Consider the following 12945-nt stretch of genomic DNA (forward strand, 5'->3'; position numbering starts at 1 on the left):
GAATGAAGGCAGTTTATACCAAACCTTTTTTTACTGCACTGCTCATTATTCTGGTAGACCAGGTTGTTAAAGTGTGGGTTCACTCCCACATGTACCTTGGCGAACGTATAGAATTTTTGGGCAGCCGGGGTATGCTTTTATACACCGAAAATAATGGAATGGCCTTTGGCTGGGAGCTTGGCGGCCAGTTGGGCAAGCTTGCGCTTACCCTGTTTCGTATTGGTGCTGTTGTGGGTATTGGTTACGGCCTGGTATACCTTATCAAAAACAAATATCACCGCGGATTAATCATGAACATGGCACTTATTTTTGCTGGTGCTGTTGGTAACATTATCGATTCTACGGTTTATGGTATGCTATACGGCTATGCGCCGGTATTTCAGGGCCGCGTGGTTGATATGTTTTATTTCCCCATCATCCGTGGCGTATTCCCTTCATGGGTGCCAATCTGGGCCGGTCAGGATTTTGAGTTTTTTCGCCCGATATTCAACGTGGCCGATTCTGCCATCTCTGTAGGTGTAATTATGATACTGATTTACCAAAAGCGTTATTTTAAACACCAGGAAATTGAAGTAAGCAGCCCGCACAGCGAAGTTGTTGAAGAATAATCTTTTTGATGTGCAGATGCGTGAATGTGCAGATATGCAGATAGACTTATAGAATATTTGAGCCGCCTCGTAAACGAAGCGGCTTTTTTGTTGGCTGTTTTTCATTTGCACATGTGCACATTCACGCATCTGCACATTATTTCAAATCATCTGCACACTTGCACATCTGCACATTCTACTTATCTTTAAGCTTCAATCCCTCAGCATGAAAAAAACCTTATTCCTTTTATTACTTAGCGGTAGTTTATTTAGCTTAAAAGCCCAGCAGGGCAAACAGGCCATTACCGTTACCGACATGGCTAAGATTAAGCAATTAAACAGTGTTTCTTTTTCGCACAATGGTAAACAAATTGCTTTCCGGGTCACGTCTATCGTTCCGGATGAAACCAATAAAGCAGAATATGCTTACCGTAATCAGATTTGGCTGGTGCCTGCCGATGGCAGTGCCGAAGCAAGAGCCATTACAGCTATAGCTACCAGCAGCGGGCAGCCAACCTGGTCGCCGGATGATAGCAAGCTTGCATTTACCCGGGTAATTAAGGGCAAAACACAAATATTTTTAATGCCCCTTAACGGCGGCGAACCTGTGCAGTTAACAAATGACAGCCACGGTGCCAGCTTACCGCAATGGTCGCCGGATGGCAGCAAGATCATGTATTCTGTTAACCTCTCCTACCCAGAGATGCTTAAGGATTCGATCTTAAACCCCGGCTTAAAAGTACCTTACTGGAGCGTGGAAAAACCGGGTTTTAAAACTAACCTGGCCATTTCAAAAGCAAAGCAAAACGCCAATGGCAATATAGATGAGGTTCGTGCCTATTTAACGCAGGACGAGGTTGACAACAAAGTAAAAGTATTTAACAAGCTAGACTTTGAAGGTGAAGCCGCCACCGACCCCGACTTTGGCTTTAATCACTACATGATCATCGATGCCAAAGCAGGTGCTAAGGAAAAACCGCTTACACTTGGTTTCAATAGTTATGGCGGGGCCATATTTACCCCCGATGGTAAAAACATTATCCTAACAGCCAACTTAGATACCCTGCTAAATCCCGATCGCAGCCGTTTGTCGGCAATATATAAAATGCCTGTTACCGGCGGCCCATTAAAGCCTTTAATCAGTGAGGCGGGTTTAGATATCAGCAATAGCTCTATTTCTCCATCGGGCCGTTACCTGGTTTACCAAATTGGTAAAGAAATGCAGATCAATATCCCCGAGCTGGCTATTTATGATTTTGAGAACCCGGGAAAAAAGATAACCATCCCGGTTGATCGCAGCATTACAGGTTTTGCATGGTCGAAAGACAGTAAAGTGCTTTATTACACGGCACAATCTAACGGCGGTATCCCTATTTTCAAGGTAAGCATGGCTACTTTAAAGCCCGAGCAGATCAGCACGTTTGACGAAGGATTAAGCAGCCTTGATGTAAGCAAAACCCAAATGGTTTATGTAAAAACAGAAGTAGCAAACCCTTATGAGCTTTACACTGCCGACCTGAATAATAAATCGGCCAAACGGATTACCTCATTTAACTACGAATGGATAAAGGATAAGAAACTCAGCTTCCCCGAAAAAAAATATTATACCAACAGCAAGGGCATGAAGGTAGAGTACTGGGTAATGAAACCCACCAACTTCGATCCGAATAAAAAATACCCGGTAATGCTGCAGATCCACGGCGGGCCAAGCGCCATGTGGGGGCCGGGCGAAAGCAGCATGTGGCACGAATACCAGTTTTTCTGCGCACAGGGTTATGGCGTAGTCTATTCTAACCCGCGTGGTTCAGGAGGTTACGGTATCGACTTTTTAAAAGGTAATTACAAAGACTGGGGTACCGGCCCAACAGAAGATGTACTGGCTGCACTTGATGGCACATTAGCCGAGGGCTGGGGCGATAAAGACCGCACGGTAGCCACAGGAGGCTCGTACGCCGGTTATTTAACGGCATGGCTTGCAGGCCATACCAAACGCTTTTCGGCCATATCATCGCAACGCGGCGTGTATGACCTCACTACATTTTTTGGTGAAGGCAATGCATGGCAACTGGTACCGATGTATTTCGGCGGCTACCCATGGGATGAAAACATTCGCCCGATACTGGCCCGCGAATCGCCGTTTACATACGTAAACCAAATTACCACACCGTACCTGATGCTGCACGGCGAAACCGACCTGCGCACCGGTATTGTTCAGGGCGAAATGATGTACAAGGCGCTTAAAGTTTTAAACCGCCCGGTAGAGTACGTACAACACCCTGGAGGAACGCATGAGCTGAGCCGATCTGGCAACGTGCGCCAGCGCATAGACCAGATGCTGAGGATCTATGAGTTTTTTGAACGATACATTACCCACTAAAATATTTGATGATCCCCGCCCGCAAGGCGGGGATTTTTGTTTTGAACATCTCCGCCCGTCATCCCGAACTTGTTTCACTGTTGTCCGGTAAAAGTTTTCTTTAAAAAGTTTACCGGACAGCCGGAATCGAAATAGCTGCAATATTTTCCACAAAAGTTTTCGTAAAAGGCTATATCATAACCATAAAGGGTCTAATTGAAAGAAACCAACGATTATTCTCGAATTTTTACCGGACAGCCGGTTTTCGAAAACAAAAAAGCTTCAGCAAAAAGCATAGGCCTTACTTTTACAAACACAATGAAAAATGGCTTTTTTGAGTGCTTAAAGGCATATTTCAGATACCTGATTAAGTTTTACCGGACAACAGTGAACTTGTTTCGGGATCCCACATGCTAAGTATACGTTAATAAAGCTGTACACCTGGCATGTGGGGTGCTGAAACAAGTTCAGCATGACGGTTCAAGCACTGGCAATGACAAAGTGATTAATCCTTTCCCTCTCCCCTCAGTCCAAACATTAACATGATAATTGATGTTGATGAGTTACACTTTATAACTTCAACTCGTATAACCTTTAAACGAACTTTACAAATGAAACGATTACTATTAATTGCAGCCTTAACCACATTTACGTTCGCTGCGTTTGCACAAACTGTTGACCTTAGACGCAAAATTGCGGTAACCGGAACTGCCGAGCAGGAGGTTACCCCTGATATTATCTACGTATCCATTTCCCTGAAAGAATACATGGACGGTAAAAATAAAACTACTATTGACGTACTGGAACGCCAGCTGCAAAAGGCCGTTACTGATGCCGGTATACAAAAGGAAGACTTTACGATCAATAACCTGTCGTCTTACAACTACACGGTACAAAAGAAAAAGAACCCCGACTTTTTGGCCAGCAAACAATACCGCATCAAATTTCACGACCTGAATGCCTATAACCAGATCCTGGCAGAGGTTGATGCCAAAGGCATACAGAGTACCAACATAGAAAGCTATGATTACTCAAAAATTGAGTCGTTGAAGAAAGATTTAAAGATCAAAGCTCTTTTGGCCGCTAAAGAGAAAGCCACTTACCTGCTAACCAGTATTGGGGAGCATACCGGCAGCCCGCTGGATATTCAGGAAGTATCAAACGACATTTATCCACAACCGGTTTACCGCGCCAATATGATGATGATGAAAGCCGAAAGTGCCGATGCAGCACCACAGGATAATATAGACGTTAAAAAGATCAAGTTAAGTTCACAGATGAACGTTACTTTCGAGATTGTAAAATAATACAATTGAGGTATAAAAGGAAGCCCATCGGTTTATGCTGATGGGCTTTTTTACGCCAAAAAAGTGGAATGTTCCATGTGTTCCACCTGTTCCATATTACAGACTTAAAAGTTATTATTTTCTATTGATACCAACTACAACTAATTAATAATCAATTAATTGAATTCGTTATTTGATTGATCTTTATGTTCCACTTTTATGACTTAAAAGCTGTTTTTGTGACAAAAACTTGTCACAAAAATCTTGTCATTCTGGACCTAGTGAAGAATCTTCTTCCATATGCATACGAACATACAGGGTGAAGAAGATTCCTCATTACACTTGGAGTGACCAATTATATTAAAGATTTATTTACTTTATCCGCAGCAAATAATACTTATCTAACACCTGCGGGCGGGTTTTCGGGTTCAGGAAAGTACCTGTTAAACGGGTAATGCCGTAATTATCGTGCCCGTAAGCAGTGGTTGTGGTTAAACCCATCTGTTCTAACTGATCTTTGCCTTGTTCTGTAGTATAAATCCAGAATTGCTTTTTAGTGGTATCTGCGTAAGCCTTAACCGTGTCGATGCCATTCATGGTACCCGTAAGGTGCTGGGAATGGAAATTGAACGAAGAACTATGGATATTATAATTGTAAATACTGCCATCCGGTATATTTTTATCCCGTGCTATTTTACCTAAGCTAACCCCCGCCTGGTAATCTTTTAACAATTGCATATACACATTGCCATTTAGCAATACATTGGTAAGCGAGGCCAATAGGGTAGATACAATAACGATCTTTTTATAAGGTAAAGATGGTTTAGCGATTGTATAAACCATAATGCCCAGTAGTACTACCGATACGATAGCTACCAGCCACGATTGTACCGGGAAGCACCAAAGGTTAAGCAGCACCAGCAGAAACAGCACCGCACCCATTACAAAGTACTGGATGTAAAGGCTATACTTTAAAGCGGTAGTATTCTGCTCTTCTACCTTTTGTACCAGCATACCTGCTGTTAATACTGCAAAAATAGGGAATAACACATTTAAGTAGTGCGGCAATTGATAGCCCGATGAGGAAATAATGGCGAAAATAATCACCGTGGTACCTACCGTAAGCAATTCCATATTTTTAACCGGGGCAAATTTGGTTTTGATAAAGTACGATACCCTATCAAAAAACGCATAGTAGGTTAACAGGCACCAGGGTAAAAACGCCCAAAGCGCGGTATGGAAAAAGAAGAAATAATCTTTATGGCCTTTACCCCATTTTTTACCTTCTAACCGTTCAAAATTTTGCGACCACATAATAAATTTAACGCCCGATATATGGTCCATCCCGCGCACCACCTTTTCGGGGTGCAAATCATATTGCAGGTAATAGCAGTACACACAAGGCGAAATAAACACGCCCCAAAGCAACAGTACAACAATCCATTGCCAGTCGAACATGCGTTTCCAGTTGCGCTGGTAAATCAACAGAAAAAACAAGGCTACACACGGCATCACAAAACCAATCATCCCTTTGGTACAAAAGCCTATGGCAAGGCCTAAAGCAGCCAGCACGTAATTATACCATTTGTTTAAATAAACAGCCTCTACCAGTTGCCAGGTAGCCAGCACAATGCCGCTCATGAGCAGGGCATCCATCCGCACATCGTTATTGGCCAAAAACTCGGCCTGGGCAGCAGCAAGTATCAAAGCCGCAAGCAAGCCGGTTTCGTGGTTATAAAGCAGTTTGGCCAGGCGGTAAGTTGAGTATACCGCCAAAATGGTCATCAAAAAAGAGGGAAATTTATAAGCAAAATCACTTACGCCGAAAATATTGTATGATAAAGCCGCCAGCCAGAAATGCAAGTGGGGTTTATCTAGATAGTCTTTACCGAGGTCATCAACCAGGTTCACATAATCGTGGTGCTGAAACATGTGCAGAGCAATGTTGGCATGATGCGAGGCGTCTTCATCCATCAACGGAACAAATAAACCAAACACATAAGCTACAAACAGCGCCGCAAACAACCAGAAATAAACAGAAATATTAATTTTTTGATGAGTCATGCTTCAAATTTACCGGCCTCAGCAATATGCTGTTACCTGCGTACGGCCGCAAAATTAAGTAAATAATCAGTATACACGATTAGGCTTAACAAAACATTAACCAAAACCTTAAGTCAATATTTATCTAATGACGAAATGCGATGGGCAAATTAAAATTATAGCACTTGCATCAGTGCTTAGTTTTAGCATAGCGGCGTGCAATAGCAATCGCAATTCGGCCACTTTAGGCGGCAGCCAGGATACCACCAATACAAACAAGGGAGGCTGCTGATGTGCATCTCACGATACGGCGAAAACTTCGGTAACCGACCCTACCGTACATGCTAATGCAGCCCTACGGGCAAAGGGGTAAAAAATTACTAAATTCAAACAATAAATTAACTACCAGTATAACTTATTATTATAAGTTACACATTGAGTAAATGTTTAATTTTTAAAAGGTAAATGCTTGACAAACTGAATTTTGCGCATTACCTTTACTACTCCTAATTTGTTTGTTGCGATGATCCGTATTAAAGCCAAGAAGATACTATTGGTTGCGCCGGAGATTTTTTCGAAGCCGCTGCTGAATACCAAGAATGAAGTAAAGCATGTAACCCATGCGAGCCAGATTTTCCCGGTGATATATGATATGAACCCTGATCTGATCGTTTTTGATTACGAGCACCTGGGTGCTGATTTTGAAAGAGTACTGAGACGGCTTAGAGCCAACTCTTTTTACGACAAAACAAAAATTTGCTGTTATAAACCCCAAGCCGATCGTAAAACAGACAGCCTTTTATCGGCACTTGGCGTCAATTACTTTTTGCACGAAACCGTTACCCCTGCTTATACAGACAGCTACACCAGCAATTTCACCTTGCCCGAGAGTATTAGCATGCTGTTTAAATCGGCAGTGCTGAACATAGCAGTACAGTAAGCATTAGTTCTGATCAACAAAATACTTAACCACAAAAAAGCTCCTTGCCATAACAAGGAGCTTTTCCATTATGCTATTTATTGGTTCTATTAGTTAATCCACTCAAACTTGGTATAAGGCACCAATACTTCCGGAATCTTAATACCATCGGGCGTTTGATTATTCTCTAACAAGGTAGCCACTATACGCGGCAAGGCCAAAGCACTACCATTTAGCGTATGCGCTAATTGTGTTTTACCCTCTGCATTACGGAAACGCAGTTTCAAACGGTTAGCCTGAAAGGTTTCGAAGTTTGATACTGATGACACTTCTAACCAGCGCTTTTGTGCGCCACTCCAGGTTTCCATGTCATAAGTTAGCGCAGCAGTAAAGCTCATATCGCCACCACATAACCGCAATACACGATAAGGCAAGCCCAGTTTTTGCAACAGGCTCTGCACATGGGCGCTCATTTCTTCTAATGTATGGTATGATGTCTCAGGGTTTACTACCTGTACTAACTCTACCTTATCAAACTGGTGCAAACGGTTCAGTCCGCGTACATGCGCACCGTATGAACCCGCTTCGCGGCGGAAACATGGCGTATATCCACAATTTTTAACCGGCAGCTCATCGGCCTTTAAAATTACATCGCGGTACAGGTTGGTGATCGGTACTTCGGCTGTTGGTATCAGGTACAGGTTATCTACACCTACATAATACATCTGCCCCTCTTTATCGGGCAGTTGGCCGGTACCAAAGCCAGATGCTTCATTAACCAGTAATGGCAGCATGCGCTCATCATAACCAGCTTTTTCTGCTTCATCTAAAAAGAAAGCGATCAATGCACGTTGCAGTTTGGCACCCTTTCCTTTATACACCGGGAAACCGGCACCTGTTATTTTAACACCCAGTTCAAAATCAATCAGGTTATATTTGGCGGCAAGCTCCCAGTGCGGCAAGGCATTCTCGGGCAGTTCGGGAATGGCACCATGCTCTAAAACTACTTCGTTCTCTTCGGGTGTTATGCCTTTGGGTACAGAGCTGTGCGGCAGGTTGGGCAGCAATACAATTTTTTGCTGTAATTCTGTCTCTATTAAAGCCAGCTGTTCGCCCAGTTGTTTAATTTCTTCTTTCCAGCTACCAGACTTAGCTTTTACAGCTTCGGCTTCTTCCTTTTTGCCGTTTCGCATCAATTCGCCAATCTGTTTTGCTGCAGCGTTAGCTTCGGCGGAAACATTATCTAAACGGTTTTGAGCCTGGCGACGGTTATCATCTAATTTAATCACTTCATCAACCAGGTCGGTTTGTTTGAAATTTTTTACAGCCAAACGTTCTAAAACCTGTTCCCTGTTATCGCGGATATAACTAACTTGCAGCATTATTTTATTTTTTGAACAACAAAGATATGTAATCGGTTGTCTGTTTTCGGTTGTCTGTTGTCAGATTTTATATCTTCTGCCATAAAATGCATTAATCCTATCAGACAAACACCGACAACTGACAACTAATAACCGATAACTGAACAATGACCGGTAAACTATATTTAGTGCCCACGCCAATAGGCAACCTGGAGGATATTACGCTCCGCGCTATCCGCATATTAAAGGAGGCTGATATTATTTTGGCCGAAGATACCCGCACTTCTGCACCGCTGCTAAAACATTTAGGCATTGATAAACGCGTGTTTTCACATCATCAGCATAACGAGCACCAGTCATCTGGCGAGATTGTCCGCTTTTTGTTAGAGGGTAAAAATGTGGCCCTGATCTCTGATGCAGGTACACCCGCCATATCAGATCCTGGTTTTTTCCTGGTTCGCGAAGCAATCAAAAATGAAATTATTGTAGAATGCCTGCCTGGCGCTACGGCCTTTGTACCCGCGCTGATCAACTCGGGCTTCCCTACCGACCGCTTTTGCTTTGAAGGTTTTTTACCACTGAAAAAAGGCCGCCAAACCCGTTACAAGGTTTTAGCCGAAGAAGAGCGTACGATTATATTTTACGAATCGCCGCACAGGCTTATGAAATCGCTGGATGAAATGATTACCTACTGGGGTGCCGACCGCCAGATCTCCGTTTCGCGTGAGCTCACCAAAATGTTTGAAGAAACCGTACGCGGTACGGTTGAAGAAATAAAAGCTTATTATGAAACCCACCCCATTAAAGGGGAGTTTGTAATTTGTGTAAAGGGTAAAGAATAGTTTATTAGGCCCACATTATTTTGACAGGATAATGCTTAAATTTATTGTCTTTGGTAATAATATTTAAGTTTTCGCTAATACCTTGTGCAATGATGATCCTATCAAATGGGTCATTATGATTAAAGGACAATTTTAACAGTTCCTGAATATGAGAAAACTCAATTGGCAATAAAGTAACGTTGCTTGTTATCAGAAACTCTTTTATATCATTAAAAGAGATTTGTATTGTTAACTTTCCCAAACTGTACTTTATTCCTATTTCCCAAATACTTGCAATACTTAAGAAAAACATTATTATCAGTATTTTTTATTTCGGAAACAATTTTATCAGACAAACCTTCTCCATTAATAAACCATAACAAAGCATGGGTATCTAAAAGATAATCCATTACATGTAGTCTTTAAAAACGTCCAAGGGTTCATCAAAGTCAGGCGGTATAATAAAAGCACCTTTAGCATACCCATACACACGTTCTTTCTTCACAGTTTTCTTTTCAGCTTTCTGCTTTAAAAACTCCACAAAGTCTGATACCTCTTCTTTTAGGTTTTCGGGCAATGCGATGATGCTGTTATATAAATCTAAATCGCTCATTGTTATCTAATTTACGAATCATTATAATAAAAGCATAATTTTAGCGAATAGTTTACTAATGAAAAAGAATCTTATACTCGCCATATTTTCCGGCTTGCTGCTTTGGTTAGCCTGGCCGCCTACGCAATACATTACCTTTTTGCTTTTTGTTGGTTTGGTGCCTATGCTGCTCGCTATGGAAAGCATTATTGGGTCTGCCGATAAAAATAAAGGCAAGCAGATCTTCACCGTAACCTTCGTCGGCTTTTTTATCTGGAATGTACTTTCTATTTACTGGGTGTACAACGCGGTAAAAATGGTGGGCGAAATTGTTGCGATACCTATTAGTTTAATCCCTTATTCATTAGGGCCGCTGCTTATGGCATCGGCTTGCTGGCTATACTTTAGATTACGCGTGGCTACTAACCGAACTGTGGGCTTAGTAGGCTTAGTTTGCTTTTGGATTGCCTACGAATACCTGCACCAAAGCTGGCCGCTGGCCTTCCCTTGGATGACGCTGGGCAACGGTTTTGCCGTAAGCCACCAATGGGTGCAATGGTATGAGTACACCGGCGTATATGGCGGTACTATATGGATCTGGCTCATCAATATTCTCATCTTCTTATTTTACATGAGCCTGAGCGAGGCCCAAACTGCCATTCACCGTAAAAAGATTGTGATTGCTTTTTTTGCAGGTTTAATATTACCGCTTGGCTTTTCATTAACCAGGTATTATGCGTACCGCGAGTTGCTAAATCCATCAAATGTGGTAATCGCGCAGCCAAATATCGATCCTTACGCCAAGGAGTTTAATATCCCTGTTCGGCAACAAATTGGCATATTAACCCATTTGTCTGATTCGCTGGCGCAGAAAAATACCGAATACTTCATCTGGCCGGAAACTGCTATTCCAGATGCTTTCTCAGAGGATCATATAGAGACTAATGGATCGTATCAGCAGATCAAATCGTTCTTAAATAAATACAAAAACGGCAATGTAATTACCGGTGCCGAAACTTACAAGATCTACAATACCCAGCAAACCGAAACTGCCCGGCCCATGGATGGCAACCAGTTTTTCGACTCGTTTAATACTGCTATCAACATCGAAAATTCTGACAATGTGCAGTTTTACCATAAATCAAAACTGGTACCGGGTGCCGAAAGTATTCCGTTTGCTTCGCTGTCATTCTTAAAGCCTGTGTTTGCGCATTTGGGCGGTGCGGCGGGCAGTTATGGCAGCCAGCCCGAGCCTGGTGTATTTTACACCCAAAGCGGCATAGGCGCCGACCCTGTGATCTGTTATGAATCTATCTGGGGCGAATACGTTGGCAAGGCTGTTTTAAAAGGGGCACAATTTATTGCCATTATAACCAACGATGGCTGGTGGGAAAATACATCAGGTAAAGACCAGCACCTTGATTATGCCAAACTGCGCGCCATTGAAAACCGCAGGTGGGTATGCCGGTCGGCTAATACTGGCATTTCGGCATTTATCAATCAGCGTGGAGACGTTGTAAAACATACCGGCTGGTGGGTACGCACAGCTATTAAGGACGATATTAACCTTAACTCCGATCTCACCTTCTACACCAAACACGGCGATTATTTAGCCAAAATCGGCACTTTCTTCGCTTTACTGGGAATGATCTGGATTTTGGTACGCATAAAATATACGCCCCGTAAAAAAGAAATAGCCGCTTAATTGCGGCTTAAAATAAATTGCAACAGATCATTAATAGGATGTTTAATGATCTTGCCTACTTCGATATTTTGCGCGGCGCAAAGGCTTATTAATTCATCTGCAAAAACATTGGCAATAGAGCCTACAAAATGGCTTTTGTATTTATGATATTCGGGGTACGATTTAATGTTGGTTTCTATAAATTCATTAAGGCCTTTAGTAACCATTGCTTTGGCATATTCCGTATCCTTAATATGCCCCATAAATTTGGTAAATGAGGCCAGGTAGATGTTCGCGTTAGATTTCATGTAAACATGCGTCATCACGATATCCTTGTCCAGGTTATATTCTTTTTTAAACTGCGCACAAATCTCGGCCGGCATTTTACCGTACAGATAATCGGTAACCAATGATTTACCAAACCAAGTACCCGAACCTTCATCGCCCAAAACAAAACCTAAGCCATGTTTACCGGCATGAATTTCTTCGCCATCAAAAAACGAAATATTTGAGCCTGTACCTAGCACGCAGCACAAGCCTTTGTCGTGGCCACAGGTGGCATAAGCCGAGCCTAAAAGGTCGCTATCTACACAGATATAGGCTTTGTTAAATAACTGACTAAGGGCATTAGAAACAATCTCGTGCCTATCTGGACTGGAGCAGCCCGCGCCAAAGAAATAAATTTCCTGTATGGATTGACTGTAACCTATAAGATCAGCAACCTGATCCTGCAGTATTTTTACAATCTGCTTTTCTGTTAAAAAGTATGGGTTTAATCCGCTCGACCTGAATGCAATGGGTTCCTGGCCGGGAATAGACAGTAACCAATCTGTTTTTGACGAACCGCTATCTGCAACTAAGATCATGAACCGAGTTCTTCCAGTGTTTTATGGGTAAGAGGTTTGTGAATAAATTGTACCACATACTTATTGTCTGTAGTGCGCTTTACATCATTAGGATCGAGCGATGATGAAAGCAGGAAAATTTTAATATGCTCCTTGCCTTCAAATTCGATTTTGTCAAACTCGTTTAAAAATTCAAAGCCATTCATTAAAGGCATGCGCAAATCCAGGAAAATTACATCCGGTTTCACAGAGCCGTCTTTCAATGCGCTTATAGCTTCATTGGCAGACTGGCGCACGGCAATTTCTTCGGCAAAATTGCTACTTTCCAAAATTCGGCGGGTAACAAAATTGTCGATATAATTATCGTCGATTAATAAACATCTTTTATAGGTCACGGACATGGTAAATCCAAAAATAGTTATTTTTAATATTAATAATCTATTTTTTAATT

General features: G+C 42.2%; 12 protein-coding genes. 6 read left to right on the top strand and 6 right to left on the bottom strand.

Going from position 1 to position 12945, the window contains the following annotated elements:
* Nucleotides 1-2: 2 nt before the first annotated feature.
* The 3 genes from RG47T_RS19235 to RG47T_RS19245 all read left to right on the top strand — a co-directional run bounded on the left by RG47T_RS19235 (nucleotide 3) and on the right by RG47T_RS19245 (nucleotide 4250).
* Nucleotides 3-608 carry a lipoprotein signal peptidase gene (locus RG47T_RS19235; RefSeq protein ID WP_074491075.1) on the top strand — a complete coding sequence of 202 codons (606 nt, stop codon included), beginning with the start codon at nucleotides 3-5 and terminating at the stop codon, nucleotides 606-608.
* A gap of 205 nt (nucleotides 609-813) precedes the next feature.
* A complete protein-coding gene (locus RG47T_RS19240) occupies nucleotides 814-2964 on the top strand; it encodes a S9 family peptidase (protein ID WP_074491076.1) in 2151 nt (716 codons plus the stop codon).
* 590 nt (nucleotides 2965-3554) lie between these two features.
* Nucleotides 3555-4250, top strand: a complete 696-nt coding sequence (locus RG47T_RS19245; RefSeq protein WP_074491077.1) for an SIMPL domain-containing protein — start codon at nucleotides 3555-3557, stop codon at nucleotides 4248-4250.
* Nucleotides 4251-4601: 351 nt separating this feature from the next.
* Here RG47T_RS19245 and RG47T_RS19250 read toward each other — a convergent pair whose 3' ends face one another.
* Entirely contained in the window at nucleotides 4602-6293 is a 1692-nt protein-coding gene (locus RG47T_RS19250; RefSeq protein WP_074491078.1) for an ArnT family glycosyltransferase, read from the bottom strand.
* Between the two features lie 502 nt (nucleotides 6294-6795).
* Here RG47T_RS19250 and RG47T_RS19255 point away from each other — a divergent pair.
* The gene (locus RG47T_RS19255) at nucleotides 6796-7212 is read left to right on the top strand and encodes a hypothetical protein (protein WP_074491079.1); all 417 of its coding nucleotides are present in this window, start codon (nucleotides 6796-6798) and stop codon (nucleotides 7210-7212) included.
* Nucleotides 7213-7301: 89 nt separating this feature from the next.
* Here RG47T_RS19255 and serS read toward each other — a convergent pair whose 3' ends face one another.
* Nucleotides 7302-8573, bottom strand: coding sequence for a serine--tRNA ligase (gene serS, locus RG47T_RS19260; RefSeq protein ID WP_074491080.1), 1272 nt, complete (start codon nucleotides 8571-8573; stop codon nucleotides 7302-7304).
* Nucleotides 8574-8719: 146 nt separating this feature from the next.
* Here serS and rsmI point away from each other — a divergent pair, with 146 nt between their 5' ends.
* Complete coding sequence (gene rsmI, locus RG47T_RS19265) at nucleotides 8720-9394, top strand: 16S rRNA (cytidine(1402)-2'-O)-methyltransferase (RefSeq protein WP_074491081.1); 675 nt, start codon at nucleotides 8720-8722, stop codon at nucleotides 9392-9394.
* 4 nt (nucleotides 9395-9398) lie between these two features.
* Here the strand turns inward: rsmI and RG47T_RS27110 are convergent, their stop codons facing one another.
* On the bottom strand, nucleotides 9399-9686 hold the full coding sequence (locus RG47T_RS27110) for a type II toxin-antitoxin system VapC family toxin (protein ID WP_083627460.1): 288 nt from the start codon (nucleotides 9684-9686) through the stop codon (nucleotides 9399-9401).
* 96 nt (nucleotides 9687-9782) lie between these two features.
* Entirely contained in the window at nucleotides 9783-9986 is a 204-nt protein-coding gene (vapB, locus tag RG47T_RS19275) for a type II toxin-antitoxin system VapB family antitoxin (RefSeq protein WP_074491082.1), read from the bottom strand.
* 58 nt (nucleotides 9987-10044) lie between these two features.
* Here vapB and lnt point away from each other — a divergent pair, with 58 nt between their 5' ends.
* A complete protein-coding gene (gene lnt / locus RG47T_RS19280; RefSeq protein ID WP_074491083.1) occupies nucleotides 10045-11670 on the top strand; it encodes an apolipoprotein N-acyltransferase in 1626 nt (541 codons plus the stop codon).
* Here the strand turns inward: lnt and RG47T_RS19285 are convergent.
* Both RG47T_RS19285 and RG47T_RS19290 read right to left on the bottom strand, forming a co-directional pair.
* Nucleotides 11667-12515: an N-acetylglucosamine kinase gene (locus tag RG47T_RS19285; protein WP_074491084.1), complete on the bottom strand. Its 849-nt coding sequence runs from the start codon at nucleotides 12513-12515 to the stop codon at nucleotides 11667-11669. The genes lnt and RG47T_RS19285 overlap by 4 nt on opposite strands.
* Complete coding sequence (locus RG47T_RS19290) at nucleotides 12512-12895, bottom strand: response regulator (protein WP_074491085.1); 384 nt, start codon at nucleotides 12893-12895, stop codon at nucleotides 12512-12514. The genes RG47T_RS19285 and RG47T_RS19290 overlap by 4 nt, the downstream gene beginning before the upstream one ends.
* Nucleotides 12896-12945: the final 50 nt, after the last annotated feature.

Origin of the sequence: Mucilaginibacter polytrichastri (assembly GCF_001911425.1) — a bacterium.
Taxonomy (GTDB): Bacteria; Bacteroidota; Bacteroidia; order Sphingobacteriales; family Sphingobacteriaceae; genus Mucilaginibacter; species Mucilaginibacter polytrichastri.

Excerpts from the sequence above, each read along its gene's own strand:
- RG47T_RS19235 (WP_074491075.1), top strand. The coding sequence starts at position 3 with ATGAAGGCAGTTTATACCAAACCTTTTTTTACTGCACTGCTCATTATT.
- RG47T_RS19240 (WP_074491076.1), top strand. The coding sequence starts at position 814 with ATGAAAAAAACCTTATTCCTTTTATTACTTAGCGGTAGTTTATTTAGC.
- RG47T_RS19245 (WP_074491077.1), top strand. The coding sequence starts at position 3,555 with ATGAAACGATTACTATTAATTGCAGCCTTAACCACATTTACGTTCGCT.
- RG47T_RS19250 (WP_074491078.1), bottom strand. The coding sequence starts at position 6,293 with ATGACTCATCAAAAAATTAATATTTCTGTTTATTTCTGGTTGTTTGCG.
- RG47T_RS19255 (WP_074491079.1), top strand. The coding sequence starts at position 6,796 with ATGATCCGTATTAAAGCCAAGAAGATACTATTGGTTGCGCCGGAGATT.
- serS (WP_074491080.1), bottom strand. The coding sequence starts at position 8,573 with ATGCTGCAAGTTAGTTATATCCGCGATAACAGGGAACAGGTTTTAGAA.
- rsmI (WP_074491081.1), top strand. The coding sequence starts at position 8,720 with ATGACCGGTAAACTATATTTAGTGCCCACGCCAATAGGCAACCTGGAG.
- RG47T_RS27110 (WP_083627460.1), bottom strand. The coding sequence starts at position 9,686 with ATGTTTTTCTTAAGTATTGCAAGTATTTGGGAAATAGGAATAAAGTAC.
- vapB (WP_074491082.1), bottom strand. The coding sequence starts at position 9,986 with ATGAGCGATTTAGATTTATATAACAGCATCATCGCATTGCCCGAAAAC.
- lnt (WP_074491083.1), top strand. The coding sequence starts at position 10,045 with ATGAAAAAGAATCTTATACTCGCCATATTTTCCGGCTTGCTGCTTTGG.
- RG47T_RS19285 (WP_074491084.1), bottom strand. The coding sequence starts at position 12,515 with ATGATCTTAGTTGCAGATAGCGGTTCGTCAAAAACAGATTGGTTACTG.
- RG47T_RS19290 (WP_074491085.1), bottom strand. The coding sequence starts at position 12,895 with ATGTCCGTGACCTATAAAAGATGTTTATTAATCGACGATAATTATATC.